This is a genomic window from Aeromonas sp. S18(2024) (assembly GCF_041402525.1).
GTDB lineage: Bacteria > Pseudomonadota > Gammaproteobacteria > Enterobacterales > Aeromonadaceae > Aeromonas > Aeromonas enteropelogenes.
The window spans coordinates 477,867-502,582 of the sequence record NZ_JBGLQV010000002.1; the positions used below are offsets into that span (position 1 = coordinate 477,867).

27 protein-coding genes, 1 tRNA gene and 1 other annotated feature are annotated in these 24,716 nt (G+C 56.3%); of the genes, 16 read left to right on the forward strand and 12 right to left on the reverse strand.

The genetic code is table 11. The features are described 5' to 3' along the window. The 8 genes from phrB to ACB034_RS05405 all read right to left on the reverse strand — a co-directional run bounded on the left by phrB (position 1) and on the right by ACB034_RS05405 (position 6,842). Entirely contained in the window at positions 1-1,422 is a 1,422-nt protein-coding gene (gene phrB, locus ACB034_RS05370) for a deoxyribodipyrimidine photo-lyase (protein ID WP_371172276.1), read from the reverse strand. After that, entirely contained in the window at positions 1,419-2,306 is an 888-nt protein-coding gene (locus tag ACB034_RS05375) for a MerR family transcriptional regulator (RefSeq protein WP_371172277.1), read from the reverse strand. The genes phrB and ACB034_RS05375 overlap by 4 nt, the downstream gene beginning before the upstream one ends. A 63-nt stretch (positions 2,307-2,369) precedes the next feature. Continuing rightward, on the reverse strand, positions 2,370-3,314 hold the full coding sequence (locus ACB034_RS05380) for a YbgA family protein (RefSeq protein WP_371172278.1): 945 nt from the start codon (positions 3,312-3,314) through the stop codon (positions 2,370-2,372). A 178-nt stretch (positions 3,315-3,492) separates the two neighbouring features. Then, positions 3,493-4,128 (reverse strand): outer membrane beta-barrel protein, encoded by a 636-nt coding sequence (locus ACB034_RS05385; RefSeq protein ID WP_371172279.1) that lies wholly within the window; start codon positions 4,126-4,128, stop codon positions 3,493-3,495. Positions 4,129-4,312: 184 nt separating this feature from the next. Beyond that, a complete protein-coding gene (locus ACB034_RS05390; protein WP_371172280.1) occupies positions 4,313-4,885 on the reverse strand; it encodes a DUF3157 family protein in 573 nt (190 codons plus the stop codon). A gap of 110 nt (positions 4,886-4,995) precedes the next feature. Beyond that, complete coding sequence (locus ACB034_RS05395; protein ID WP_371172281.1) at positions 4,996-5,853, reverse strand: hypothetical protein; 858 nt, start codon at positions 5,851-5,853, stop codon at positions 4,996-4,998. 80 nt (positions 5,854-5,933) lie between these two features. After that, on the reverse strand, positions 5,934-6,212 hold the full coding sequence (locus ACB034_RS05400) for a DUF6482 family protein (RefSeq protein WP_026457152.1): 279 nt from the start codon (positions 6,210-6,212) through the stop codon (positions 5,934-5,936). A gap of 18 nt (positions 6,213-6,230) precedes the next feature. Further along, positions 6,231-6,842 carry an HAD family hydrolase gene (locus ACB034_RS05405; protein ID WP_371172282.1) on the reverse strand — a complete coding sequence of 204 codons (612 nt, stop codon included), beginning with the start codon at positions 6,840-6,842 and terminating at the stop codon, positions 6,231-6,233. A 169-nt stretch (positions 6,843-7,011) separates the two neighbouring features. Beyond that, positions 7,012-7,146, forward strand: a sequence feature (Phe leader region). A gap of 38 nt (positions 7,147-7,184) precedes the next feature. Between ACB034_RS05405 and pheA the strand changes: the two genes are divergently transcribed. After that, on the forward strand, positions 7,185-8,357 hold the full coding sequence (gene pheA, locus ACB034_RS05410; RefSeq protein WP_026457150.1) for a prephenate dehydratase: 1,173 nt from the start codon (positions 7,185-7,187) through the stop codon (positions 8,355-8,357). A gap of 90 nt (positions 8,358-8,447) precedes the next feature. On the opposite strand, the gene ACB034_RS05415 is transcribed toward pheA, so the two are convergent. Both ACB034_RS05415 and ACB034_RS05420 read right to left on the reverse strand, forming a co-directional pair. Next, a complete protein-coding gene (locus ACB034_RS05415) occupies positions 8,448-8,873 on the reverse strand; it encodes an LPP20 family lipoprotein (protein ID WP_042028052.1) in 426 nt (141 codons plus the stop codon). 10 nt (positions 8,874-8,883) lie between these two features. Beyond that, positions 8,884-9,504: a FlgO family outer membrane protein gene (locus tag ACB034_RS05420; RefSeq protein WP_371172283.1), complete on the reverse strand. Its 621-nt coding sequence runs from the start codon at positions 9,502-9,504 to the stop codon at positions 8,884-8,886. Between the two features lie 200 nt (positions 9,505-9,704). Between ACB034_RS05420 and ACB034_RS05425 the strand changes: the two genes are divergently transcribed. The 15 genes from ACB034_RS05425 (at position 9,705) to ACB034_RS05495 (ending at position 19,527) form a co-directional block, all read left to right on the forward strand. Then, on the forward strand, positions 9,705-10,856 hold the full coding sequence (locus tag ACB034_RS05425) for a flagellar assembly protein FlgT (protein ID WP_371172284.1): 1,152 nt from the start codon (positions 9,705-9,707) through the stop codon (positions 10,854-10,856). 50 nt (positions 10,857-10,906) lie between these two features. Further along, positions 10,907-10,983, forward strand: a tRNA-Arg gene (locus tag ACB034_RS05430). A 209-nt stretch (positions 10,984-11,192) separates the two neighbouring features. Next, entirely contained in the window at positions 11,193-12,143 is a 951-nt protein-coding gene (locus tag ACB034_RS05435) for a DUF932 domain-containing protein (protein ID WP_016349805.1), read from the forward strand. Between the two features lie 94 nt (positions 12,144-12,237). Next, on the forward strand, positions 12,238-13,227 hold the full coding sequence (locus ACB034_RS05440; RefSeq protein WP_371172285.1) for a YqaJ viral recombinase family protein: 990 nt from the start codon (positions 12,238-12,240) through the stop codon (positions 13,225-13,227). Then, positions 13,224-14,177, forward strand: coding sequence for a hypothetical protein (locus ACB034_RS05445; RefSeq protein WP_371172286.1), 954 nt, complete (start codon positions 13,224-13,226; stop codon positions 14,175-14,177). The genes ACB034_RS05440 and ACB034_RS05445 overlap by 4 nt, the downstream gene beginning before the upstream one ends. 262 nt (positions 14,178-14,439) lie before the next feature. Beyond that, the gene (locus ACB034_RS05450; protein WP_279981733.1) at positions 14,440-15,030 is read left to right on the forward strand and encodes a recombinase family protein; all 591 of its coding nucleotides are present in this window, start codon (positions 14,440-14,442) and stop codon (positions 15,028-15,030) included. Beyond that, entirely contained in the window at positions 15,023-15,652 is a 630-nt protein-coding gene (locus ACB034_RS05455) for a hypothetical protein (RefSeq protein ID WP_279981735.1), read from the forward strand. The genes ACB034_RS05450 and ACB034_RS05455 overlap by 8 nt, the downstream gene beginning before the upstream one ends. Before the next feature lie 85 nt (positions 15,653-15,737). Continuing rightward, entirely contained in the window at positions 15,738-16,178 is a 441-nt protein-coding gene (locus tag ACB034_RS05460) for a hypothetical protein (protein WP_279981737.1), read from the forward strand. A gap of 37 nt (positions 16,179-16,215) precedes the next feature. Continuing rightward, a complete protein-coding gene (locus ACB034_RS05465) occupies positions 16,216-16,659 on the forward strand; it encodes an IrmA family protein (protein ID WP_279981738.1) in 444 nt (147 codons plus the stop codon). A gap of 87 nt (positions 16,660-16,746) precedes the next feature. Then, positions 16,747-17,325, forward strand: a complete 579-nt coding sequence (locus tag ACB034_RS05470) for a lecithin retinol acyltransferase family protein (RefSeq protein ID WP_371172287.1) — start codon at positions 16,747-16,749, stop codon at positions 17,323-17,325. Between the two features lie 61 nt (positions 17,326-17,386). Then, positions 17,387-17,812: a DUF2787 domain-containing protein gene (locus tag ACB034_RS05475; RefSeq protein ID WP_371172288.1), complete on the forward strand. Its 426-nt coding sequence runs from the start codon at positions 17,387-17,389 to the stop codon at positions 17,810-17,812. 9 nt (positions 17,813-17,821) lie between these two features. Continuing rightward, a complete protein-coding gene (locus ACB034_RS05480) occupies positions 17,822-18,232 on the forward strand; it encodes a hypothetical protein (protein ID WP_279981743.1) in 411 nt (136 codons plus the stop codon). Continuing rightward, entirely contained in the window at positions 18,225-18,482 is a 258-nt protein-coding gene (locus tag ACB034_RS05485) for a hypothetical protein (protein ID WP_040096576.1), read from the forward strand. The genes ACB034_RS05480 and ACB034_RS05485 overlap by 8 nt, the downstream gene beginning before the upstream one ends. Before the next feature lie 111 nt (positions 18,483-18,593). Next, entirely contained in the window at positions 18,594-19,091 is a 498-nt protein-coding gene (gene radC, locus ACB034_RS05490) for a DNA repair protein RadC (protein WP_279981745.1), read from the forward strand. 91 nt (positions 19,092-19,182) lie between these two features. Next, positions 19,183-19,527, forward strand: coding sequence for a type IV toxin-antitoxin system YeeU family antitoxin (locus ACB034_RS05495; RefSeq protein ID WP_279981746.1), 345 nt, complete (start codon positions 19,183-19,185; stop codon positions 19,525-19,527). A 59-nt stretch (positions 19,528-19,586) separates the two neighbouring features. On the opposite strand, the gene brxL is transcribed toward ACB034_RS05495, so the two are convergent. Together brxL and pglZ are read right to left on the reverse strand one after the other, a co-directional pair. Continuing rightward, positions 19,587-21,833 carry a protease Lon-related BREX system protein BrxL gene (gene brxL / locus ACB034_RS05500; protein WP_279981747.1) on the reverse strand — a complete coding sequence of 749 codons (2,247 nt, stop codon included), beginning with the start codon at positions 21,831-21,833 and terminating at the stop codon, positions 19,587-19,589. Positions 21,834-21,935: 102 nt separating this feature from the next. After that, positions 21,936-24,581, reverse strand: a complete 2,646-nt coding sequence (gene pglZ / locus ACB034_RS05505; RefSeq protein ID WP_371172289.1) for a BREX-1 system phosphatase PglZ type A — start codon at positions 24,579-24,581, stop codon at positions 21,936-21,938. Positions 24,582-24,716 lie beyond the last annotated feature (135 nt).

Sequence of the window (24,716 nt, forward strand, 5' to 3'; positions counted from 1 at the left end):
TTATTTCTCCAGGAAGCGAAACATTTCGATGGCTCTCACCCGGGCGATGGCGTGATCCACCATGGGGGCCGGATAATCCTGCCGTCCCTTGAGCCGCAGCCAGTCGTGAGGCTGGTGCAGATAGGCGGCGGGCAGATCGGCCAGTTCAGTGACCCAGGTACGAATGAACTCCCCTTGTGGATCAAATCTTTGCCCCTGGGTGGTGGGGTTGAATACCCGAAAGTATGGGGCCGCATCGGCACCAGTGCCCGCCGCCCACTGCCAGCCGCCGTTGTTGGCCGCCAGATCGCCGTCTATCAGCTTGCTCATGAAGTAGTCCTCCCCGAGCCGCCAGTGGATGTGCAGATCCTTGGTGAGGAAGCTCGCCACTATCATCCGCAGCCGGTTGTGCATCCAGCCGGTAGCATTGAGGCAGCGCATGGCCGCATCGACGATGGGGTAGCCGGTGCGTCCCTCGCACCAGGCGGCAAAGGCATCCGGGTCCCAGCTCCACGGCAGGGCCGCCGTCTCCGACTTGAAGGGGCGATTCATGGAGAGGCTTGGGATCAGCACCAGCAGATGGCGATAAAACTCGCGCCAGATGAGCTCGTTGAGCCAGACAAATCCGGGCTGCGCCTTTGACTGGGGTCGATAGCCGAGCCGCTGTTGCAGTGCTCCTACGCACTGGCGCGGACTGATGATACCGGCCGCCAGATAGGGGGAGAGCACCGAAGTGCCCGCCAGGGCCGGAAAGTCCCGGGTCTCGCCATAGTCGAGCACCGCCTCATCAAGGAAGGTGTTCAGACGACGCTGCGCCTCGGCCTCCCCCACCGGCCAGCGAGGATCCGGTGTCAGCTCGCCAAGGGTGGCATCGACAAATTCCCGCTTGGCCAGCGGCTGCCACGGCAGTGATGCACCGCGCGGCTCGGGAGCGCGGTGAATGACAAAGCCATCTTCCTCGAGGGCCTTGAGCCAGGCGCGGCTGAAGGGGGTATAGACCTTGAACATCTCCCCCGAGCCGGTCAACACCCGCCCGGGCGGCAGCACGCAGCAGCCGTTGAACCAGTGGCAAGCAATCTCCTGCTCCGCCAGCACGGCACTGACGGCCCGATCCCGACGCTGCTCATCGATCTCGATGGCCTGATTGGCGTAGAGCCGGGTCACCCCCAGATCGCGACTTAAGTTAACCAACGCCGCCGGCACTTCGGCAAACGTCTCGACCCGTAGCAAATGGAGCGGGATGCCGAGCGCCGCCAGCTCGCGGCCCAGCTCATCGACCTGCGCCAGGATGAAACGCTGGCGAACGGGGGCCAGCTTGTGTGCTTGCCACTGGGTCGGTGAGAGAATAAACAACGCCGCGACCGGTTCATCGCCGGCACAGGCATGACGCAAGGCCGGGTTGTCGGCAAGGCGCAAGTCGTTGCGAAACCAGACCAGTTTCATGACTTTTGCCTCCCGCGCCCGCTGGTGGTCCCCACGACAGCCTCATCCGCTATTGCCTCACCCAGAGTGGCTTTCCAACCGTGAGCGGCCTGCCAGTCGCCGTCATAGAGGCGCCCCAGCTCGCCAAAGAAGCGGGTGCCGGTGGGCCACCCGGTGGCCAGCTCCTGCTTGCCAAGCCCGGCCCCCAGCAGCACCAGCCAGGGGGGAGTGGATCGCCCCTCGAGCAGAGCGACATGGCGAGGTTCGACCGCCCCCAGCAGTTGTACCTCGTAACCCAGGCCAATCAGCTCATAGGCCGCCCAGACCAGATCGAGGGGCCCGACCTGCCCCCAGCTCGCCAGGGTGGTAGGGACGCCCTTCTCCTGTTCAATGAGATGGCGGGCGAAGCGGGTATGCAGCCAGCCCAACCACACCTGTTGCAACAGTTCGCCATCGGGCCGCTCGCGCCAAAGGCCAAGCAGCCGCTCCACCAGCGGTTGCAGCACCCGGCTGCGCACCAGCTCGAAGGGATAACTCGCCAGCAGATCATTGAGCTGCGCCTCCGCCTTGCGCTGGTTGAAGGCGAGCAGTGCCTGACTGAACTGCTCCAGAGTCTGCTGCCAGTGATCACTCACCGGCTGGGAGTGGGGCTCGCTCAACAGTCCCTTGACCTGCCCTATGCTCACCCCCCGCTCCAGCCAACTCAGGATCTCGCCAATCTGGCGGATATCCTGCTCGCTGTAGAGGCGGTGCCCCTTCTCGGTGCGGGCCGGCTGTACCAGACCGTAACGACGCTGCCAGGCACGCAGGGTGACGGCATTGACGCCGGTGAGGCGGGAAACCTCACGGATGGGGTAGATCCCCTCATCAGGCAAAGGGGAAGCGGTTTGCGGTAAATCAGACATAACGACGTCCATCAAAGGTTGGGAGAGAGGCCCCGGCCAGCTGCCGGGACCTTCACACGGCATTCATAACCCGTAACGCAGCTTGAGCGTATCGGGATGAGGATTGAGGTAAACCTGCTCGGCAAGATACGGATTGGGATACTCCCGCAGGTAGTGGCGGATCAGGGTCAGCGGCACCAGCAGCGGAAAAATACCGGTGCGGTACTTGTCGATGGTGTCGCAAAGTTCCTGCTTCTGGGCCGGGGTCAGCACCCGCTTGAAGTAGCCTTGCAGGTGCATCAGCACATTGGTGTGGCTGCGCCGGTTTGCCCTCAAGGTCAGCGCCGCCATCAGCCCCTTGATGTAGCGCCCGGCCACCTCCTCCAGATTGGCCTTGCCCAGATTGCCGAGCAGCTGTCCGAGGGCGCGGTAGTGAGTGGTGGCGTGAGAAAGCACCAGATACTTGTAGCGGGAGTGAAAGCGGATGAGGGCGGCGGCGCTGAGTCCGCGCGCGCAGAGCTGTTGCCAATCGTGATAGGCAAACACCCGCAGCACGAAGTTCTCCCGCAGGATGGGGTCGCACAACCGGCCATCCTCCTCCACCGGCAGCAGGGGGTTGGCCTCCATCAATGCCTTGGCAAACAGGCCGACCCCCTCCTTGGCGCTCCCCTCGTTGTTGGCGCCATAAATTCTGACCCGTTCCATGCCGCAGCTGGGAGATTTGGCACAGAGGATATAACCGGAGATGAAGTCGAGCTGGCGCGCCTTCTGCTCGCTGAAAGCAATTAATTTCTCCGTGACATCGAAGCTGCCGTTGCTCGCCTCGGCGCGTATCTCGCCATGACGCTTGACCAGCCGGATGGCGGCGCGAGGAGCACCCAGGCCGATGGCCATCTCGGGGCAGACGGGGTGATAGTCAAAGTGAGCCCCAAGATCCCGTTCACAGAAACTGGAGCGCTTGTGGCCCCCGTCAAACCTCACCTCCTGTCCCAGCAGGCAAGCACTGATCCCGACTTTAATCTTGTACATGATGGCACCCCTTGTATAAGCCTTGATTCAGTTATAGCAGTTATACAAAAAAAAGGAAGTTGTACAACTACTGCAAACCGATACGGCACAGGAACAAGCAAGGGAGCATCATCAGACAAAAAAAAGCCCATGGTCATCGCCATGGGCAAACATCAAAGACACTACGGAGTTCATCGCATCAGAAGCTGTACTTCACACCCAGGCTGGAGATGGAACCTTTTTGCAGATCCCAGTTGCGGTAGGTGTAATCGGCAGTCAGGGCCCAGTTCTGGTTGAACTTGTAGGCACCACCCACCTTGAAGTCGTGCATATCATCGGTCATGTTGGCGTAACGATAGGCGGTGGAGAGCTCCACATTGCCGATGTCGTAACGCAGACCCACTTCCCCGTACATGCTGCCGCTATCCTTGCGAGCGACCGCATCCCATCCATTGACATCATGGGCCAGCTCTCGCTCCAGGCGGTAGCCGGTCAAACCTGTCTCGCCATAGAGGTTGAGGCCGCTGCTCAAGGGGGTGAACACACCGACACCGACGCTGGAGATGGACATGCTGTCGTTGCCATTGTTGCGGGAGGTAAATTCGGTGCCGGCACGGCCGTAGAAGTTGGAGCCGAAGCTCTTGGAGAGATCCAGGCTCAGGCCGCCGAAATCACGGGTTCCCTTGCTGTCGTTGCTGGATTTGCCGTTGAGGTAGTCGGACTTGGTGTGTGCCCAGGTCGCCGACCCTTTGGCGTAGCTGAACGCATCCTGTGCCAGTGCGGAGGTAGAGGCGAAGCCGGCCAGGACCAGAAGATAGATTGCAGTTTTGTTCATGTGATTGACTCCATGGGTAAGCTCGTCAGAGCTGGTATGGAGTCATTGTGCAAACAGGCGGCGGCAATGCCGAGCGGCAAGCTGTTGCCAAACCATGTCAGATGTAAGCAGATATTGCAGGTGATGACGGCGGCAACATCTGCCCTGACCCGGACCAACTGAGCCGGGTCAGGAGATCAGGGGATCAGCGGAAAACCACCTCGTCGATTTCGATACGCACCAAGGGTTCTCCCGTCAGCCCGGCCGGACGCGACATCTCGAGACCACGTGCCGGACGTACCTGTCCCTTGCGCAGATAAGTCTCCGGCAGGCGGTTCTCGGCGACCCAGAAACGCGCCTCCTGACGCTGCAGCTGTACCCCGTCGGCACTGAACAGCGTCACCCAGCCGCGCACCCCGACCACATTACGGGTGCCGGTGTTGCTGATCTGAAAGCTCAGCGCCATGGGATCCATGCCCTCAACCTTGTCCAGCTTGACCATGATGCCATCGCGGACCGCCTGGGAGAGCAGCTCGGGATGGGCCTTGGCCTGCTCGGTCAGCACGGGAGCCGCCACCGCCACCACAGCGCCGGCTTTCGCAACCGCCTCGCTCCCCTTGACGGGCTCAGCCTGCTTGACCACCAGATACTCCCAGGTGAAGTCATCATTGAGCTGGACCTGGCGCCCATCGGGCAGGGTCACCTGAGAGAGAGGAGCCGCCTGTGCCAGCACAGGAGTGAGGCACAGGGCAACCAGCAGACGGGACAAAGATTTCATAGGGTCGGGACTCGATATCATTGAAAGGGCGACAGTATAAACACTACTGTCACGCCTTGCCTATGACGGGGCTCACGTTCTCCGGGCGAGCTGGCAACGCCCTCGCCGGACTAAATCGCCAGCTCGTGGCGTTCGTGAGGCACCATATCCAGGGTGACCAGATCGAACAGGGTTCCCTTGAGGGCCTGCAGAATGTCCGGCTGCATGTCGAATGCACGGGCCCGCTGATGCTCGGGCAGACGTACCCTGGCCAGGGTTGGCCCACTGTTGCAGGTGAGTTCACGGCCATCGCAGAGGATATGAAAGAAGACCTGGGCCTCGTCGAACCCCATATCGGCCAGTATCTGCTCCGCCTGATCGACCATGCGCAAATGGTGCGGCTGCAACTGGCTGGGGTGGGCAAAACGGTGGCTGAGGCAGCCATTGCCTCCCTTGCCCAGACCATCCAGTTGGCGTTTGTTAAAGCCGTAGCGCACGTCTCTTTTGGTAAAACCATGATCGGCCATCAGCCAGATGGTGTCTTCCGGGATGGAGCCGAACATCTCTATGTACCCGGCCCGCTCCTCCGCCGTCCCCGGCAGCAGGAATGGCAGAGTCGCCCACTCTGGATGGGTAGCCCTGTGTTCACAAAGACGGCGAACGGGATCGATGATCTCGTCCAGTTGCGACAACTGATCGCAGAAGATCATCTCATCTGTCTTGACGATCCAGTGGTCTATGCCATAACGCCGGCAATAGCGGATGGCACGGGATACTTCGCTGCGGCTGCGGGTGGGGGTATCCATGATCATGGCCCGGATCCGGACGCCGCTGGCCCGGCACAAATCGATACAGTAACAGGATTCCAACCGGCCTGAAAAGGAGATAACCAGATCATCATAGGCTGACAACTGATCGATCAACTGCTGTTCCCTGGCCTGAAACGCCTGATCGTATCCTTGATTCAGCACAACAACATTGGCATCCATTAAAACAGCTCCGGATGGTAAAAAGATGGATTATTGTGCTGACAATTAGCTGAATAGACCCTTAAAGAGTCCGGTTAAATTCAAAACTTTATGACGATCTCCTGCGATTGGAGCACCATATCCTCTCCATGGGTGTCATAAATCCGCAATCTGGCCTGATGTACCTGATGGGCTCGCAAGAAGCCCTCAGCCTGCTCAAGGGAAGTGAAAGTCAGGGAACCCCCCTCACTGTCGGTCAGGCACTGGCACTCCCCTTCCGCCTCGACGCACAGCTGGTAGCCACTGCCATCCCGACAGGCGATGATCAGCGTCGCCTGCGGGTAGTGACTCAACCAGTTGCGAAACCGGCCATGCTCCATAAGGCTCCCAAAAGGGGGTTACCCCTTGTCTGTTGCGGGCAAATAGCCCTGTTCAACCAGCTGCTGCCGGCAGCGCGCCGCATCGCAAAACACCATGCCCCGGATCCCGAGCGTCTCGGCGGCAGTCACGTTGGCCGGGGTATCGTCGATAAAGAGACAATCGGACGGTGCAAGATCGAACGACACCAGCAGATAGCGGTAGATATCCGGCTCGGGTTTCATCATGCGCACTCGGGCAGAGACCACCTTGCCACTGAAAAAACGCCAGAAATCCTCATGTTGCTCCAGCCAGTCGATACTGGCGTGCCCCATGTTGGAGAGGGCGTAGAGGCTGTGCCCCGCGCCGTGCAGCTCCTCTATAAGGGTTAGCATAGCGGGATCCGGCTTGAGGGAGGACGGTACCGCCTGCAAAATGGCGAGGTTGTCGGTCGCACTCAGGCCAGTGCGCGGCTCGGCCCGGCGAGCCATGGTGTGCAATGACAGGGTCCCTCTGTCCACCTCCTGCCAGTCCGGATGTTCAAACAACTGCTGTGCCAGCCGTTCGGCCTCCAAGGGTCCACGGACCGAACTGACGATGGCAACCGGATCCCAGCTCACCACCACACGTCCCAGATCAAAAATAATGGCCATACCGTATCTCTCCCGCATCGTGCGAAATGGACCAGAGGGAGCCAAACCACTCTCGGACACGCCCATTCGCGTCACCGGATACCCTGCCCCCTTCCCGTTCCGCGGGCAAGTTTTACTTGCATCAAACCGCCAAATCCCTTAATGGTTAAGGCGTTACAATGAGGATTATGACCATGCAAACCCTATTCTTCTTTGCTTTCTCGTTTATCCGGCCCGCTTGAGGGAAGGCTAAATCGTCCTGTAAACAGCTCTCGTGAACAGAAAGCAAAGACGAATCGAGCCTCCCCTGTGGAGGCTTTTTTTTGCATATATATCAAATAATTACTTGGACAGGGAACAATCATGGCAACGCTCGACGAGATCAGACAAGACATTACCCGGTTGGATCAGGAGCTGCTTGCCCTGCTGGCAAAACGCAAGACCCTCAGCATCGAGGTTGCCCGGGCCAAGCAGGCCAACCCGCGCCCCATTCGCGATCCCCAGCGCGAGCAGGATCTGCTGGTCGCCCTGATCCAGCAGGGCCGTCAGCTTGGCCTGGATGCCCAGTACATCACTCGCATCTACCACACCATCATCGAGGATTCCGTGCTCTCCCAGCAGGCCTATCTGCAGAGCCTGCTCAACCCGGAGCAGCAGGAGCCCATGACCAGTGTCGCTTACCTGGGACCACGCGGCTCTTATTCGAGCCTCGCCGCCCGCAAGTACCTGGCCCGCTACAAGGATCAGGTGATCGAGGTGAACTGCCAGAACTTTCGCGAGGTGCTGGATGCGGTGGAATCGGGCCGCGCAGCCTTCGGCGTGCTGCCCATCGAGAACACCAGCTCGGGCTCCATCAACGAAGTCTATGACGTGATGCAACACACCAGCCTCTCCATCGTCGGCGAACTCACCTACCCCATCGAGCACTGCATCCTCACCGCCGTGCCGACCGAGATCGAACGCATCAAGACCTTCTATGCCCACCCGCAGGTGTTCCAGCAGTGCTCCCACTACCTCAGCAAGCTGGAAGGAGCGCGCCACGAGATCTGCGACTCCTCCTCCAGCGCCATGATGAAGGTGAAGGAGCTGGCAAGCCCCGAGGCCGCGGCCATCGGCAGCGCTGCCGGCGGTGAGCTCTATGGCCTCGACGTGCTGGCCGAACAGCTGGCCAACCAGAAGGAGAACTACAGCCGCTTCATCGTAGTGGCGCGCAAACCCATCGACGTGGCGCCCCAGATCCCGGCCAAGACCACCCTCATCATGTCCACTTCCCAGAAACCGGGCTCCCTGGTAGAGGCGCTGCTGGTACTGCGCAGCCACGAGATCAACATGACCAAGCTGGAGTCCCGTCCGGTGCAGGGTAACCCGTGGGAAGAGATGTTCTACCTGGATGTCTCCGCCAACCTGCAGACCCCGGCCATGCAGGCAGCCCTGGTGGAGCTGACCAAGATCACCCGCTATATCAAGGTACTGGGCTGCTACCCGAGCGAAGACGTGAAACCGACCACTGTGCCGCCGGTGCTGCTGGGCAGCTGATTGGCCTGACAGAGCATCAAAACAACAAAAGGTGAACATCATGTTCGCCTTTTGTTTTGCCACTTCAACCTATGTCTGCCCAAAGAGGAGTCAGAACTGGCCCGCCATCAGCTGGTTGATGTTGTAGAGGGCGCGGGTATCGAGTTCCATCTCGGTAGCATAGGTGTTGCCGCGCGGATAGGTGGCCACCACCCGGGCACCACGCACCATGCCGGCCACCGACACATCCAGTGCGTTTGAAGTCTGGGTCAAGTCCTTGTAGCTGCTGTGGGCCCGTACCTGCTGACCGTTGAGCTGCTCGGCCAGCTCGCGGTAGGCATCCATCTTGGAGGCGCGGATGGCCTGCAACATCTTCTCGGACTGGGAAGGGCCGGGCTGGATATCGATCACCGCATAGCCGACCGCCTTGAGCACGGGAAAATCATCGGGCTTGCCGCCCTGGGTGTAATCCACCACCCGATTGCCACTGCAACCGGCCAGCATCAGGGCCAGCAGGCAACCAAACAGGATCTTCATGACTCGCTCCTTACGGGGTCAGGTTGACCAGATGCCCACTGGGGCCGACCTGGCTGCCCCGCATCAGATAACCGCGGTTGATGGAGGCCCGGCCAAACGAATTGTTGGCACCGACCAGATATTGTTGCGGCACCAGGCTCTGGGCCGTGGTTTCCACCATCTTGGTGCGCATGTCGATGATGCGGGCGTTGACCAGGATCCCCTGCTTGTTGCGGCTGAAGGTACCGACCAGGATGCGGGAGATGGGCAGACGGGAAGAGAGCTCTTTGTAGTTGCGGCTCAGCACGAAATCCCCTTGGGGGGTCACCTTGATGCTGCCGGTCAACTTGAAGTCCACCACCACTTCCCCACGACGGTTGAGCTCGTAGATAAAGCTCTCCTCGATCTGCCGGCCCATCCAGTTGGTGTCCTGCAGGGTATCGAGATCGACAAAAGAAGCCACCGCGATGGGCTCGGTCAGGGTGGTAAGAGACTTGCGCTCCATCAGCTGATCGGTCATGCGGGCCACCAGCCAGTTGAGTTCCATCCCCTTTGCCGCCTGCCGGGGATCACCCAGATCCCGATTGATGGGGTCGGAGCCGCACCCGGTCAATGCCAGGGCGAGCGCCAACGCCGTGATGAGTTTGTTCATGGATACCTGTTCCTGTATCTGCACCTGACTTGTTATCGGACAACCGGCGCAAAGCTTGAGCCGGGAATGAGGCATGGATCTTGCTTTTTAATTATCGTCCCTGCACCGCGCAGAGGGCGAACCCGTGTTGTGAATTATGTCGGCCAGTGACGCCATTGCATCAAACAATGCCCTCTGCCCGCCTCTTCAAGGTATCTGTTATGAAATTACCGCTGCTGTTGACCCTGCTGCTGGCCAGCCTGAGCGCCCATGCCGAGCTTATTGAAGCCCAGGGCAGCGCCGCCATTCTGGGGGATGAAGCCTATGCCCGCGAGCAGGCGACCCGCGATGCCCTGCGTCAGGCGCTGCTGGCGAGTGGCGCCGCCGTCTCCAGCATCCAGCGCCTGGAAAATGGCAGCCTGCGATCCGAGCAGATCCAGATCCGCTCCGGCGGCGATATCCGTCAATACCGGCTCAAGCGGGAAGAGGTGCGCAACGGCCGCATGTACATCACCCTGGTGGCCGACATTCAGGCGGAACGCCAAATCTGCCAGACCCAGCATTATGCCAAGGATTTGACGCTGGTCAGACTGCGCATGCGCAATCCGGACCAGGCGAGCTATGGCGCCCTCGACGACATGCCCGCCAATCTGTCGCGGCGCATGTTCGAAAACCTGGCCAACGCCCCGCAAGGGGTGGCCGTGCGCCAGTGGCTGGACGAGAACCTGCGCATCGACCCGCTTCATCTGCAACAGGGGGACCGCAGCGCCCTTGAGGAGATCAAGGCGCTAAGCCTGCGCACCGACAGCCAGTATCTGGTGCTCGGCAGCATCGACGACCTCTCCATCGAACCCCAGGGCAACCAGCTGACCAGCTGGTTTGAAGATCCGGTGCGCAATTTTCGCATGCAGCTCTATCTGTTCGACGGTATCAACGGCACCCTGCTCAGCCGCAAGGAGTATCAGGGCCGCGCCACCTGGACCTTTGACAAGCGGGCACAGGTGGGCAGCAGCGGTGGCCAGTTCTGGCAATCGAGCTACGGCCAGGAGGTCAATTACCAGCTGCAGCAGGCGGCGCAGGATCTGGTCAGCCAGCTCAGCTGCGCCCCCGTCACCGCCCGGATCGTCGGCCAGAATGAACGGGGCCCCTACATCAATTTGGGCAGGCGCAACGGCGTCAAGCTGGGGGATCAGTTCCGCGTCCAGCACAACGCCGACTTCATCGACCCTTACGGCAAGTCGCGCATGATGCGCAACCCGGCCGCAGGATTGTTCGAAGTAGTGCAGGTGTTCGACGATGGCGCCATCATCAGCAGCCAGAACAAATATTCGCCATTCAACATCCAGAACGGGGACTTGGCAGTATTGGAATAAGAATCAAGGGTTTAAAAGGGAGCGGCTTCTTGTATAATGCCCGCCACAAGGCTCCCGTAGCTCAGTAGGATAGAGCGGTCCCCTCCTAAGGGACAGGCCACTGGTTCGACTCCAGTCGGGAGCGCCATACAAAACAAGGGGTTAGCATCATCATGGTGCTAACCCCTTGGTCATTTTTGGCCTGGGGTACCACACGGGGTACCACAGCGCGCATTCCATAGCTAGAAATCAGAGAAGCAAATAAGTCTCATTTGAATTGATTTCAGATATATATTACCTCCATGAACCTACCCAAGGGACTGCTCTGTGCAGTCCCTTTTTCATTGGAGATTTCTCATGGCTCACCTGATCGATACGATGGCCTACACCGGTCAAACGCCCTGGCATGGCCTTGGCAATGTTTTACCCCCGCAACAATCTCTCGATATCTGGCTACAGGCAGCCGGGATGGATTGGACCATCGAGCAGAGCGACGTGATGTTTAACGTCGCCTCCGATGCACTACATATCCGCCCCTACAGCGACAGCAAGGTACTTTATCGCTCCGATACCCTTGCCCCCCTGTCGGTGGTCTCAAGTCGCTACAACGTGGTACAGCCTCATGAGGTACTGCACTTCTATCAAGACCTAGTGGAAGCCGGTGGCTTTGAGCTGGAAACAGCAGGCTCGCTCAAAGGTGGCCGCAAGCTGTGGGCACTGGCTAAGACCGGCCAGGATCTAAAACTCAAAGGCAATGACTTGGTAAAGTCCTATCTACTGCTGGCGACCAGTTGCGACGGCACGCTCTGCACCACGGCGCAGTTCACCTCGCTGCGAGTAGTCTGCAACAACACCCTGCAGATGGCACTGCGCAGCGCTACCGGAGCCATCAAGGTACCCCACTCCACTCAGTTCGATGCGGCGACCGTCAAAGAGTCGCTCGGGCTGGGGCTCTCCCATTGGGATGAGTTCAAGGCACAGACCAAGGCGCTGGCACAGCGGCCCGTCGCCCCCGAAGAGGCGCTGCGCTTTTTCAGCGATCTGTTGGCGCAACCGCTCGATGAGGAGAACATCATTCTCACCAAGCCGGTACAACGACTGCATGAGCTCTATCAGGGCGCAGGCATGGGCTCAGAACTTACGAGCTCCCGCAATACCGCCTGGGGGCTGGTCAATGCGGTCACTGAATACGTGGATCACCACCGCCGTGCCCGCAGCCAGGATCACCGGCTCGATTCCGCCTGGTTCGGTCAGGGTGCCCAACTCAAATCCCAAGCCTTGAATCAGGCACTCACTCTGCTGCAGTAATTCCTCTTCCCCATTCAAACCGCATAACGAACGCACCCGGACTGGCACAAGCCAATCCGGGCGTAGCCATTTATGCCGTCAACAAGGAGTCGTCATGAAAGCAAAAGCCAAATATGGCCAAGCCCTGCGGCTGGCCTCTACGACCCAATTAACCCGCGACCAGTGGCTCGCTATCCGCAAACTCGGCATTGGCTCCTCCGATGCTGCCGTGGCTGTAGGCCTCTCCCCTTACAAATGCCCGCTCAGCCTGTGGCTGGAGAAGACTGGTCGCAAGGAGCCGGAAGATATCTCCCACAAGGAAGCGGTGCTGTGGGGCATCGAGCTCGAACCGGTGATGGCGCAGGTCTATGCCAAACGCACCGGCTATAAGGTGCGCCGGGTCAATGCGGTACTGCAACACCCCGAGCAACCCTTCATGCTCGCCAACCTCGACCGGGAGGTAGTCGGCCATCCCGATGGGCCGGGCATTCTGGAGATCAAGACCGCCAGCTATCACAGTGCACTCCAGTGGGAGGAAGGGGTACCGGTGGCCTACCAGTGTCAGGTACTGCATCAGCTGGCTGTTACCGGCCATGCCTGGGCTGAGGTGGCAGTGCTGATCGGCGGCCAGGATTTTCGGATTTATCGCATTGAGCGTGATGAGGAGAAGATCCAAGATCTCACCGAGCGGGAAGCGCAGTTCTGGCAGATGGTGCAACAAGATCAGCAGCCTGAGCCTGACGGCTCCAGTGATGCCGCCAATGCCCTGAGCTGGCTGTTTCCGCGTGACTATGGCCAGACGGTGGATCTCTCCGATTCTCCCGAGTTTAACCAGCTGTTTAGGGAGCTACTGCGCTTGCGTCAGCAAAAGGAAGCTGTCGAGCAACAAGAGTCACAACTCAAACAGCGGCTGCAAGCCACTTTGGGTGAAGCGACAGCCGGGTTGTTTGCCGATGGCAAGATCACCTGGAAGCGCAGTAAAGACCGGCTAGCACCGGATCTCGATAAGCTCGGTCAGGATCATCCTGACCTGCTCACCCGTTACGTTAAACCGGTACCCGGCGTGCGCCGTTTCACCATTCAACCCTTGAGGCAAACACCATGATCAAAGGACTGGCGATCACCCCGCCCGTGATCGGGCGGATCTGCATCGGCAAGCTGGTGCAAAAACAAGATAAGTGGGTACCGGAGAAAGACGACAGCTTCACCCTCACCACTCAGGTACAGCAGAAAGGGGGCTGGTTGCTCCACCCTCTCCATCAACAGTTTGCACAGGGGCATGAGCAAGCCAAGATCCGCGCCATTCCAGTACGGGTGCTGTTCAACGATAGCGACTTGAACTTGCGGGCGGAATACAGCGCGTTTGATCGGCAAACCGGCAGGCCGCTCTGTGTCGGGAATGGGGAGGTGGCGAGACGCGTGGGGGGGCAAGGCATGGAGGAAGTCAGCTGCTCTGGACCAGAGCGCTGCGCCTTTGCAGGGCAACAGGGCTGCAAGCTGCACGGGCGACTGAACCTGTTTGTGGAGGGGCAAGTGGATGAACTGGGCAGCTTTATCTTTCGCACCACCGGCTACAACTCGGTGCGTACCTTAGCAGCGCGGCTGAAGTATCTGGAGGCAGTGAGTGGTGGCCTGACCCGCTATCTGCCGCTCACCTTGCGGTTGCGAGCCAAGAGCACCACCCAGTCCTACCGCACACCGGTCTACTACGTGGATTTAACCTTGCGGGAAGAGACCAATCTGACCGAGGCCGTCAGACAGGCTCTGGAGGCAGCCCAGCGTGACCAGGAGGCAGGCTTGGCCATCAACCAGATGGAGCAAGCCGCTCGCGAGCTGCTGCGTAACGGCCAATTTGAAGATATCGATGAAGAGGTGCCGGTGTTACTGGAGGAGTTCTATCCCGAGCAAGAAATGATAGCGTCATCTTCCACCTCACAGCCTTTGGCAACCACAACAGCACCAAAACGCCTCCACCCTCGTTCCTCGCCCCTGACCAGTAAACTGGGTAAAAACGCGGCCCCTTCACCGCTTACGCCTGAGCCACAAAGCCAATAACTTACGTTGGCATCTTGTTACATCCAATCAAATCAATCAGTAGCGCAATATTCTGCTACCCATCACGATGGGACGTTTATCACAAAGCGTCCCGTTATTTCTCCCCATCGCTGGTTTGGGGTCAATAGATCAAGCCCTAGTGACACTCACGAAATCGGCACTCATTTCAACTATTTCCCTCCATTTTCAGGTCAAGAAGGTCTCTTCGAGACTTTTGACCATGGGGGTCAGTGTACCTTGCCCTATTGACCGGGAGGAGACCATGGCACTGGTAGGTTACGCACGTGTTAGTACGGGAGGTCAGAGCCTGGAAGTTCAGCTTCAAGCGCTGGCCGAATGCAATAAACTTTTCCAGGAGAAAGTTAGCGGTGCCAGTGATGATAGGCCGCAACTTGCTCTCCTGTTGAATTATGTGAAGGAGGGGGATGTGGTGATGGTTACCAAGCTGGATCGTCTGGCTCGCAATACTCGTCACCTATTGGAAATATCTGAACTTCTACAGCACAAACAGGTTGCATTGCGCATTTTAAATCTGGGGGTCGACACTTCAACGCCTACCGGCAAGTTAATGCTCACCATGATCGGTGCTATCGCTACCTTCGAGCGAGAGTTGATGTTGGAGCGGCAGGCTGAAGGTATTGAATTAGCCAAGCGCCGAGGCGTTTATAAAGGACGCAAACCGACTGCTATGGCAAAAGGCAATGAAGTTCTTGCTCTGATTGCCAAGGGACTTCCCAGAACTGAAATTGCCAAACGCACAGGAATAAGTGTTTCCAGTGTGCAGCGCATCCTCAAAAATCAAGGCAACCAGGCGCTAAATCAACCAGTATTAATAGAGGGTAGAAATGAATAAAACACTAAAGATTATTATTTTATCAAGTAGCCTACTGCTCACGGCGACTTCAGTTAATGCAGCATACTTAGCTAGTTCAGTGAAATCAGCCAAAATCACAGCAACATACACTGACTGGGGGGATATGAAAGCTGATGGCTGGCGTTCCGCTGACAATTTTGATGATGAAAAAATGAGTCGCGCACTTCGATGGGAAGGTGAAATAATAAATCAATACCCATGGACTAAATATGCATTTTTACGAAAGGTATCAGGAAGTCCATACTTCTTGGCTGACAAAAAAGAAAAGACGCTGACCTATCTTTCATTCAAAGCGCGCAGTGGCGACTATTCAGATATCGTGGTTACTTATCAGGGTGTTGATGAGGGTAAAGGCTGCTATGTTTCCATCGTCGATTCTGGAAGAATACTTGAGATTGAACGTACCAATCCATGGCCAGTCCCAGATGTATTGCCCCCACCTATTGAAGCTGTTGTGCTAAAAACCTTGCCAGAGAATTGCGTCAACAACAGTCAACTTAACGCAATTAAAGCTAAACAAGCTGCAGAAGATAAAAAACTAAAGCAATGGGTTGGCGAGCAAACATTGAAAGAGCTTTGTCGACGAAACGGGAATTGCTAATTTTCCGCATCATGCACTTTCTTTGATTCACTGGCATGGGCTATAGCTAAGCCGAACCACTTTAAAATATCCAGGTTTAAGAGCCATGAAGAAATCAATACTACCTTTATTTATGATGCTTATGTCAGGAAGTCCATTGCTGTGGGCATCAGCGCCATTCACTGGTGTACTGCCTGCGAAAGTAATAGAAAAAACAGGAACGTCATTTTGGTGTAACGAGGATTATAGGCAACAAGGTAAATGTATCGCAACAGAAATCAGTAATCTCTCCATGATAATTGTTCGCAGTCAACCTCTTGATAGTTGTGAAGCTGGCATGTGGGGCTGGATAACATCTCCAAACTATCTACAGAAAAAATCCTTTGGCTTGACAATTACACCAGATGAAAAATTCAACATTTCAATGAAGGACATGTGTCGACCTGGCACCATAGTTAAATTCCAACCAAACAAAAAATATAAAGGTGATGATGACTTGGTTGGTTTTCATAATGGAAAGGAAATATTCAGGTATGGGCGCGAGTAGTTATACAATGGGAGAAATAACAATGTGGAGTTTTGTCATGAAAGACATGAATCGCTACTTATTGGCTTCAACACTGATATTCACCGCTGGGGTCTGCAATGCTCAGGAACAGCGTTACCTCGCTATCCAGCACACCGACACTATTTACGCTAACCAAGGCATCTGTTCGTACCAGTTCTCTTTAGATAGTGGTGGCGCAGATGAGTTTGGTCATTTGTATATCACGTTGCAATTTAATGACAAGAAGGGCAAAGCGCTGGCCGAATCAACGCTGGAAGTTGAACCGTTCGGCGGGAGCTCCGCTACACGCTATGGCGGTGGCTTTACGGAAGTTGACTGCGGACAGGTAGAGCAGGTCAAGTCCATCGCCATCATTCAGGCAACCGAGGTGCTCGCTCACAACCAAGTCACTCGGCTACCAGTTTCCACCTTCACCCCCGAGTTTCATCAACCACTGAAGATAACCGTTGGCGGCAATTAGCCCGCTCAGGAAAAACAAAGCCAAAGGGCGTCACCGTAACGGTGACGCCCTTTTTCATTTCCAACTCTTGATGAGGATCATCACTCCATGACACGACATTTCATTATCGGCGATCACTTGGTAACACCACAGTCTGAAGGCCACCATCATGGCATCTTTGTTGGCCATGACCAGGTCATTCACTGTCTACCATCCGCTTCAGGAAAGCACTCAGACCTACTGGCGCTGACCTCGTTGGCTCAATTCAGTCAGCACTGCGCTATTGAGGTCAAACCCCATGCTCAACGCCTGTTCAGTCGAGAGGAAAGCCTGACGCGGGCCTACGCACGGCTCAGCGAAGGTGCACAAGGTCAACCATTTACCAATAGCGAGCAGTTTGTTACCTGGTGCATCGAAGGGCTTGTGCGCCCCCCCAGGTTGCTGCAGACCGCTGTAGCAACGGTGGTGGCTGCCGAAGTCGCTCGTCACACGTTAGATAAGGCGGCCACCAGTGCAACGGCAGGACTTGCTGCCAGCACACTAGCCACAACAGCTGGCGGTAGTGGCGCAACTGCAACGGTAGTATCGGTGACCGGTATTGCCACAGCCCCATTGTTAGCACCCCTTGCCGTGGGTGCCGTCGCAGCCTATGGCGTCAGCAAGCTGTGGGATTGGTTAAACGACTGACCCATCACTTCAAAGCAAAAGCAGGGGGCTCCCCCCTGCTTGAACTCAATGAGGAAACACCATGACCATTCCCTTTTTCCGGGACGGCTTTGCCCTGCCCGTTGCCCAAGCATTGCTGGTTCTGCTCGACCAGGAAGTCGCTAAAACCGAGCTCAATATCGAGCGCTTAACCCAACTGACCTTCAACTTTCGCAATCCCGACTACAGCGCCGAGCAAGGCGGCGTGCACCCAGTCGAGATCCGCCTGATCCGTGGGCTCGATGGCTGGCTGTTCGATTACGTCACCGACTTTAGCTACCAAGGGCTTGACCAGGATGCCGAGCTCTGCAAGGAGCTCGATTTCAACTTCCTCAATGGGGAACACACCATGCTGGGCTGGGGGCCTCTGCGGCTGGCCGAAGCGCGGGAATTGTACAACATCTGGCAAAGCAACTTCATTGCCTACTGCCGGTTGGAATGCTTCAGCGTCACGGTCGCAGGAGATTAGGAGGTAACGATGAGCCAAGAATTAGCGATCTCCCACTATACACGTCAGTGGCTGGGACGAGTCGCCACAAGCTCCAAGCTAACCCCCATCCGCAGTGGTCAACGCTGGCTGCTGCACCTGACCCCGGAGAGCCCACTAGCCCGCACCGTCACCCTGCAAGTGCGTTGGTCCGGGATGCAGTGGCAACTGCTCTCCCTCACCAATGCCGAGGACTGGCACACCATGAGCCAGCCGGTCGATGAGATCTGCATTGACCCCAAGCGAAGTTGTTTCTGGCATTGCCAAGCAGGGCCGGTGCCGCTCAGCGAGCAGCCCCGCGTGCTGGCCAACTTTCTGAGCGACCTGCAGCGAATCTGCATTCATCGCGGCTATCGGGTAGAGAGTGACCCTATTCAGCAACAGGAGAATAAGGATGATTAACACCGTGATCGCCATCGAGCTGGAGGCTTATCTTGAGCACAATGGTCAGATTGAAGCAGTGCATGACCAAGGCCAGCCGGTGGCCGGTAACGCCCTCTACCTACGCTATGAAAACGAACGGGGTGACAGACTGGCGCAATGGCTGTGCGATCACCCGGATCACCGCTGGCTAACCCAGTTCGGCACCCTACTAGCCACCAGTTACCACATTCCGCTGCACGACTACACCCCGCACACCTTGGCAGCCTGAAAACTGCCAACCAAGCCTGCGGTCACACCCCATTCAGTAACTCATTAACCAACTACTTCGCCTACCCTGCCGCACCCCACTCGGTGGGGCGATGGCGTATGGAGCACAATCATGTTGCATCACAAACTGATCGCCGGGGAGACCCCCGGCACCTACCGGGTGACTGACCTTGTCACCGACGATGACCTGCTCACCATCTCCCAAGCCGTTGCCCGGCAGAAACTGGCCAAGGGAGAAGCTATTACCGATAAACACTTGGCCCATAAGGCCCTGCAAGGGCTGCTGCAAACACGAGACCGCGAAGTTTTTGCAGCACTGTTCCTCGATAACCAGCACCGGATCCTGGCCTACGAGGAGCTGTTCCTTGGCACCCTGTCCGCTGCGACCGTCTACCCCCGCGATGTCGTCAAGCGAGCACTGCACCACAATGCTGCCGCCCTGATGCTGGTGCATAACCACCCGTCGGGATACCCGGAACCCAGCCGGGCAGATATCGAGATCACCCTGCGCTTACAGGATGCCCTGGCACTGGTGGATATCCGGATTTTGGATCATCTGGTCGTCGGTACTGAGGGTGTGGTGTCGCTGGCAGAACGAGGGAATTTGTAACTGCCACGCCGGTCAGGGAGCCCATGGAGGAAGAAGGCATGGCCAGCAGTGAGCTCTACAACGACTTACCATCATTAGGAGTACACAGAAAATGGGAACCATAGGGAGTTGGGGATTACACACCCAAGTTCAACCACGTTTTGGCGCACGTGCAATTGTTGAACGAAGCAGGGTTTCCCTGCTTTGGGATCGCTGCGGCGTCTATGGAGATGCTGACGAGCAATGGCTCACCGACATTGATACCGTTATACCGAGTTTTATTGAGCGCCTTAGCAAGCTCTTTCAACAAGGAGAACTACTGAGTGACCAAGATAAATTGGTGACGTTGCAGCAAGGGGAATGGGTGTGTCTGGCCAATCCCAAAGCCAGCTACGGATATCTCTATCTGGATGTCTACCGGCAGGAATGCAGTAATGTTCAAGCCACGAAAATATGAATCTGAGGCAGAGGGTGAGCATGTAGCTCACCCTACCTGATACTTCTTTTTTTGGCTGACTACTGAACCCCTAATGCCTTGTAGACGGCATCTACCGGATCAGCATAAAAACTGATTTGAAACTTGGAGAAGATCTCCGCCGGTACGGTTGGAATATCCGAGGCTGACGCCATCGGCAACAATACCCGTTTTCCGCCACTGTCCATTGCCAGTTGCAGACTGCCAGCCAAATCCTCAACCGGATTGACCACACCGCCTAGCGTCATGTCACCCAGCACTACCATCTGCTCCTGCACCGGCTTGCCCATCAGAATGGAACAAAACGCTACCAGCGCGGCCAGACTAGTTTTGGTGCTGGGGCCGGAGTTATGTAGCTCGACCACATGCAAATGGTACTCATGCTCGGAGAACTTGGCCGTTGCGCTGACCCGATTCAGGTTGCCTTTGAAGTAATCGAAACCGACCCGGATCGCCTCCTTCGCTGGCGTATTGGAACCCAGGCCTGAGGTTGAATGCTTGCCATTGCCAGGTGTCATTTGGGTTTCAAAGCGATAAAGGCCCAATTGCCCTGCCCCGCCCTTGGTGACCATATGCACCACCCCGGGCTTACCCAATCCTTCCGGGATCAACTGGCTGCCACCTTGTTCCGGCACATTGACAAAGAACTCTTCCAAGGTCTGATTATCGAGGTAGCTGAAATGCACATCAAAAAACTCCATACCACCAAGTTTCTTGAGCTGCTCCTTGATGCGTCGACGCAGTTCCAGCGCATAAGTCAAACAGCGGCGCACATCTTCTTTATCAAACACACCATGTGGATGGAGCAACTTCAACAGCCCAGACACAGTACGCCTAACGGCGATCACATCACGCTGATTCAAGTTGTTGCCCAGCTTGAAGTAACGATCGATGGCGTCGGAGAAACTGCGCTTACGCATCTCGCGCATATACTCGGCGAGATAATCGGTGATCAGGCCATAGTTGTTGGTGAAAAATTCTGGCCGCATCTTGGGAATATCCCAACCGGGGATATAGGCATGAAAACGATCGAAGAAGGCTGTATCGATCATCGCCTCCGGGAACGGTGCAAGCAGATGGCTGGTCTTGACCAGGGTCTCGACACTCTGGTTGATGTTGCCGACAAAGACCATGGAGGCTTTTGCCTCGATTGAATCACGACCACGGGAGAAGGATCCAGAGGCCATGTAATCCTTCATGATCTGTACGCCGTCTTTATCCTTGAAGGTGATCCCCGCCACCTCATCAAAAGCCACCACATCCCACATGCCCACCAGACCAACCTGGCGCGAACTCATGTTGTAAAACAGGTTAGCTACCGTTGTCTGCCCACCGGAGACCAACAAGGAGTTGGGTGAACACTCCTTATAGACATGGCTTTTACCCGTCCCCCTCGGCCCCAGCTCACATACGTTGTAGTTGTTTTCAACAAAGGGGATCATCCGGGTCAGCAGATGCCACTTGACCCGTTGCTGCAAGTTGGTCGGCTCCATGCCGATGGAGCGGATTAACACATCCAGCCACTGATCGGTATTGAAATAAGCACGCGCAGCGAACAGCTCCTCCATATCCATGGAGGGCATCTGGATCGGCTTCAGGGTAAAAATTGAGAAGGGCGAGATCTTCTGCCCTTCCTCATAGAAGTAATTGAGGGTGATGATGCACCAGATCCCGCCGGTCAGCAGTTTCTCGTTTTGCTTGACGATATTGGCCGGGATTACCGCATCCTTGATGCCGAGATTGGAGAGCTGCGCCTCGTAGACATCCTTTTTCTGATTGAGTTTGACCCCCACCTTGTCAATCACCTTGAAGCTGCCACGCTCACGGATCAGTGACTTGACCTTCTCTGCCTCGTCGGGACGCACATAGTTCTCGGCCAGGATCTTCTTGACGTTTTCTAACCCTTCGCGCACTACCTCATCATCATCAGAGGCGCAATACATCCCGAGCAAATATTCCAGGACATAGACGGGGACATTTGCCCCTTCCTTGAGCTGTTTGGTCAGATCCTTGCGCACCACTTTGCCTTTGAAATAGCGATTCAGGCGAGCATCGAGATCCATACTGGCATACTGTGCCAACTCATCTGCTGCCCCTGCGAACGGATAACCGGATATCAAACCGTGCTCAGGAATGTTCTCATCACCACTTGGCTTACTTCCAGGGTACACATCCATCTGCTGGATCAGCACATTGTTAGTGATATGGGTAACAGATGTGGCCTGCTCGTCCGGTTGATCTTTACCGACATACTCGCCTTCAGTTGCACTCATTTCATCATGTGGCATCGGGTCACTCCAAGGCATAACCTGAGCTATGCCTTATTTCATCAATAAAAGTTCAAGAAATTCGAGCTCATCACTGACAAATCGTCTCAACAATTTCCGGTATTAAAAACCGAAGTCGTTCTGGATCGCCAGATCAATGGTCACAGGGTAACGGGCCAGCTCAATGCCATCCTCATCATCTTCCAGCAGCAACAGATATTGTGCCTTGTGGTCAAAATCGGTCCCAGTCAGCTTCAAGCGAACATCCTGCTGGCGCTGCTCAAGGGTGCCGGAAGTCGCATCAAAGCTGAGCTTCTCGATAGCGGATACCCGCTGTCCATTCGCATCCATCACCACAAAACGCACCGTGCGCGGCTTGTGCCGTTCATCAACGGCATCGGTCTGCAAGAACCGGATTTTGTCGATGGCATTGACCAACTTGATAGGCTGATAGGCAGGCACGATATTCACCTTGCTCTTCTCATGCAGCGCCTGCTTTTTGCCGCGTAGCTCCTGCACTTCCACCACCGGCACACAGATCTCCTGCAACATAGCCCCGCCATGCACAAAACGGGCACCGCCCACAAAATGGAAACGGCTTACCCCCTTGGGCAGCCAGAATCCGACATCGGAATCTCCGCCGACCGTGTCGCTGATCTGGCCCTGCCAGACATCGTCATTAACAGGCAACTGCCGTCCGATCAGATAGCGTTTTTTGGCCTCAAGCGTGCCAGAAGGCTCAGCCTGTAGTTGGGCTTTAACCCCACTTTCCGGCGCCTCACGCTGGAACAAGAACCCATGATCTGCCGTGACGATGACCCGGGTAACACCAAAACCATTGATGATCTTGCTGACCAGATTATTGAGCTCATCGATGGCCTGACGCACTGCCGAAAATGTTTGCTGCTCGGTCGCTTGCTTGTCACCGATGGCATCAATGACATCGTGATAGACATAGATCACCCGAGCATCGCCAATCGCTTCATTGGCCTGAGCGCGGGTCCAACCTTGCAGCGACTTCGCTGATATCGCAATGCCCCCCACTTTGGCCAAAATTGCGCTGCGATTATCTAATCCAGCACTACTTTGACCATCCACCAATACGGTCGCACTCCCTTGCGCATAATCAATCTGCTGATGGGGTAACAGGGCAGCCATCCCGAGCTGAGTGTAACTGGGCAACACACCCAGCTGACTAGTGATCTTGGCGGCAAAACGCTTGGCCTCGTTGATTTGCCCCTGCAACTCATGAGCCACCTCGTAGCGCAGCGCATCACTGATGATCACAAACTGCCGCTTTACCCCAGCCTGGGCAAAACGCGGCTTAACAACGGTATCGTAGAATCGTGCTTGTACTGGTACACCCAACTCCCAGCGTGCCAGCAGTTGCTGCTTGGCCAGCAATCCATCCCATGCCAAGCCAAGCTGGTAGAGGTACCAGTTAACATAGAGCTCTTCGAGCTTGTCGGCTAAAGCGGCCAATACCTCAACTGCCTGCCCCTGCAAATGGAGTAATGCCTCGTTAAAGAGACGATATGCAGCATCAAACTGGAACAACTCAGTTTCATAAGCCTGATACATGGCCTGAGCCGATGAAAAATGAAAACCATCCGGGTAGTTTCTGCGCAGTTCCAACAGATTTTCAGCATGCTGCAGCGCCTGATAGAGATAGGCATACTTGGGGTCGAACCCGGGCCAAAAGCCCTGACGACGGCGCGAGATGAGCTGACTAAAGTCGCTGCGACTCAAACCGAGATCGCCCCCCACCAATCCAGCAACCAACTCTCGGATCAAGGCCTGCTCAACCGCCTCAAAACTGGTCACCTCTGCCCAACACCAGACCTCCTGAGTCGTCAGGCTATTCAACCTGTTTGACAACTCAAGCTGCGTCGCCACCTCTTGTGAAAGCTGGGCAAACGCCCCCCTGTGTTGTAATGAATCGCGCCAACCCGCCAGCAATGCCATGGCATTGGCTCGGCCGGTAGGCGTCACCAGCAACTGAGATTGCAACCAAGCCGGGCGCTGTTCCTGCTTGGTCACCTCCAGCAACTCATAACTCTCACTGGCAAAAAGCTTGCGGATAAACTCCCGCAAGGACGCCTTATTTTCTTCGGCGACCTGATAACCATAATCCCGTTCTAACAATTGCCAAAGACTCGACAGCAACCCATGTTGCTCAAGTGGGGCCAGAGCATCTGCGGGCTCAAAGTGAGTATCCAACAGGCGAGCGCCTAGTTCCCTGACTACATCAGCAGGTTGAGCAAGACAGCCCAACAACACGCTGATCATCTTTAGATCGAGCGACAGCGAGTTTTCCACCCCACTACGACCATCCAAACGACGCTTGAGGGCTGAGGTACGCTCCTTGTTGGCAAAAAAGCTGCTGCGTGACGCGATATAATCACGCAACGCCATATTGGCAAGACCCAGCTCGTTGAGCAGGATCGATGCCGCATCGGCATAAAAAGTAGCGCTGTAGCGACGCATATCGAGCAGCCAATCTTTGGCTGCTGCAGGCTCAGGGCTTGGCCAGTAGAGAAGAAATGGCGTGGTCGGCTCATCGAGTTCTATGCGCCTTCTCACCTGTAACTGGGAGTGCTGTGACATGTTGAGCACCACCACGGGCTGGCCTTCGCGGGACAAACCGACCTGGGGAGCGGCAAGCTCTGCCAGCTGTGCTGTAAAGCTCTGCTCGGGATCATGCCAAAAGACGATCCGGCTCTGCTCGAATTTCTTATTTAGCCCGGTTTGGAGCTGGGTGATATCCATAAAAATCCGTCACGACAAGCCATTAGGCTCCGATTTACAACAAAACCATATGGTAATCGAAATGCTCTTAGAGTTCATGAAGCAATCCGTATTGGGTAGGGCCTGGAGTCATCGAATAGTCGCTTTGGCAAGCGC

Excerpts from the sequence above, each read along its gene's own strand:
- phrB (WP_371172276.1), bottom strand. The coding sequence starts at position 1,422 with ATGAAACTGGTCTGGTTTCGCAACGACTTGCGCCTTGCCGACAACCCG.
- ACB034_RS05375 (WP_371172277.1), bottom strand. The coding sequence starts at position 2,306 with ATGTCTGATTTACCGCAAACCGCTTCCCCTTTGCCTGATGAGGGGATC.
- ACB034_RS05380 (WP_371172278.1), bottom strand. The coding sequence starts at position 3,314 with ATGTACAAGATTAAAGTCGGGATCAGTGCTTGCCTGCTGGGACAGGAG.
- ACB034_RS05385 (WP_371172279.1), bottom strand. The coding sequence starts at position 4,128 with ATGAACAAAACTGCAATCTATCTTCTGGTCCTGGCCGGCTTCGCCTCT.
- ACB034_RS05390 (WP_371172280.1), bottom strand. The coding sequence starts at position 4,885 with ATGAAATCTTTGTCCCGTCTGCTGGTTGCCCTGTGCCTCACTCCTGTG.
- ACB034_RS05395 (WP_371172281.1), bottom strand. The coding sequence starts at position 5,853 with ATGGATGCCAATGTTGTTGTGCTGAATCAAGGATACGATCAGGCGTTT.
- ACB034_RS05400 (WP_026457152.1), bottom strand. The coding sequence starts at position 6,212 with ATGGAGCATGGCCGGTTTCGCAACTGGTTGAGTCACTACCCGCAGGCG.
- ACB034_RS05405 (WP_371172282.1), bottom strand. The coding sequence starts at position 6,842 with ATGGCCATTATTTTTGATCTGGGACGTGTGGTGGTGAGCTGGGATCCG.
- pheA (WP_026457150.1), top strand. The coding sequence starts at position 7,185 with ATGGCAACGCTCGACGAGATCAGACAAGACATTACCCGGTTGGATCAG.
- ACB034_RS05415 (WP_042028052.1), bottom strand. The coding sequence starts at position 8,873 with ATGAAGATCCTGTTTGGTTGCCTGCTGGCCCTGATGCTGGCCGGTTGC.
- ACB034_RS05420 (WP_371172283.1), bottom strand. The coding sequence starts at position 9,504 with ATGAACAAACTCATCACGGCGTTGGCGCTCGCCCTGGCATTGACCGGG.
- ACB034_RS05425 (WP_371172284.1), top strand. The coding sequence starts at position 9,705 with ATGAAATTACCGCTGCTGTTGACCCTGCTGCTGGCCAGCCTGAGCGCC.
- ACB034_RS05435 (WP_016349805.1), top strand. The coding sequence starts at position 11,193 with ATGGCTCACCTGATCGATACGATGGCCTACACCGGTCAAACGCCCTGG.
- ACB034_RS05440 (WP_371172285.1), top strand. The coding sequence starts at position 12,238 with ATGAAAGCAAAAGCCAAATATGGCCAAGCCCTGCGGCTGGCCTCTACG.
- ACB034_RS05445 (WP_371172286.1), top strand. The coding sequence starts at position 13,224 with ATGATCAAAGGACTGGCGATCACCCCGCCCGTGATCGGGCGGATCTGC.
- ACB034_RS05450 (WP_279981733.1), top strand. The coding sequence starts at position 14,440 with ATGGCACTGGTAGGTTACGCACGTGTTAGTACGGGAGGTCAGAGCCTG.
- ACB034_RS05455 (WP_279981735.1), top strand. The coding sequence starts at position 15,023 with ATGAATAAAACACTAAAGATTATTATTTTATCAAGTAGCCTACTGCTC.
- ACB034_RS05460 (WP_279981737.1), top strand. The coding sequence starts at position 15,738 with ATGAAGAAATCAATACTACCTTTATTTATGATGCTTATGTCAGGAAGT.
- ACB034_RS05465 (WP_279981738.1), top strand. The coding sequence starts at position 16,216 with ATGAAAGACATGAATCGCTACTTATTGGCTTCAACACTGATATTCACC.
- ACB034_RS05470 (WP_371172287.1), top strand. The coding sequence starts at position 16,747 with ATGACACGACATTTCATTATCGGCGATCACTTGGTAACACCACAGTCT.
- ACB034_RS05475 (WP_371172288.1), top strand. The coding sequence starts at position 17,387 with ATGACCATTCCCTTTTTCCGGGACGGCTTTGCCCTGCCCGTTGCCCAA.
- ACB034_RS05480 (WP_279981743.1), top strand. The coding sequence starts at position 17,822 with ATGAGCCAAGAATTAGCGATCTCCCACTATACACGTCAGTGGCTGGGA.
- ACB034_RS05485 (WP_040096576.1), top strand. The coding sequence starts at position 18,225 with ATGATTAACACCGTGATCGCCATCGAGCTGGAGGCTTATCTTGAGCAC.
- radC (WP_279981745.1), top strand. The coding sequence starts at position 18,594 with ATGTTGCATCACAAACTGATCGCCGGGGAGACCCCCGGCACCTACCGG.
- ACB034_RS05495 (WP_279981746.1), top strand. The coding sequence starts at position 19,183 with ATGGGAACCATAGGGAGTTGGGGATTACACACCCAAGTTCAACCACGT.
- brxL (WP_279981747.1), bottom strand. The coding sequence starts at position 21,833 with ATGCCACATGATGAAATGAGTGCAACTGAAGGCGAGTATGTCGGTAAA.
- pglZ (WP_371172289.1), bottom strand. The coding sequence starts at position 24,581 with ATGGATATCACCCAGCTCCAAACCGGGCTAAATAAGAAATTCGAGCAG.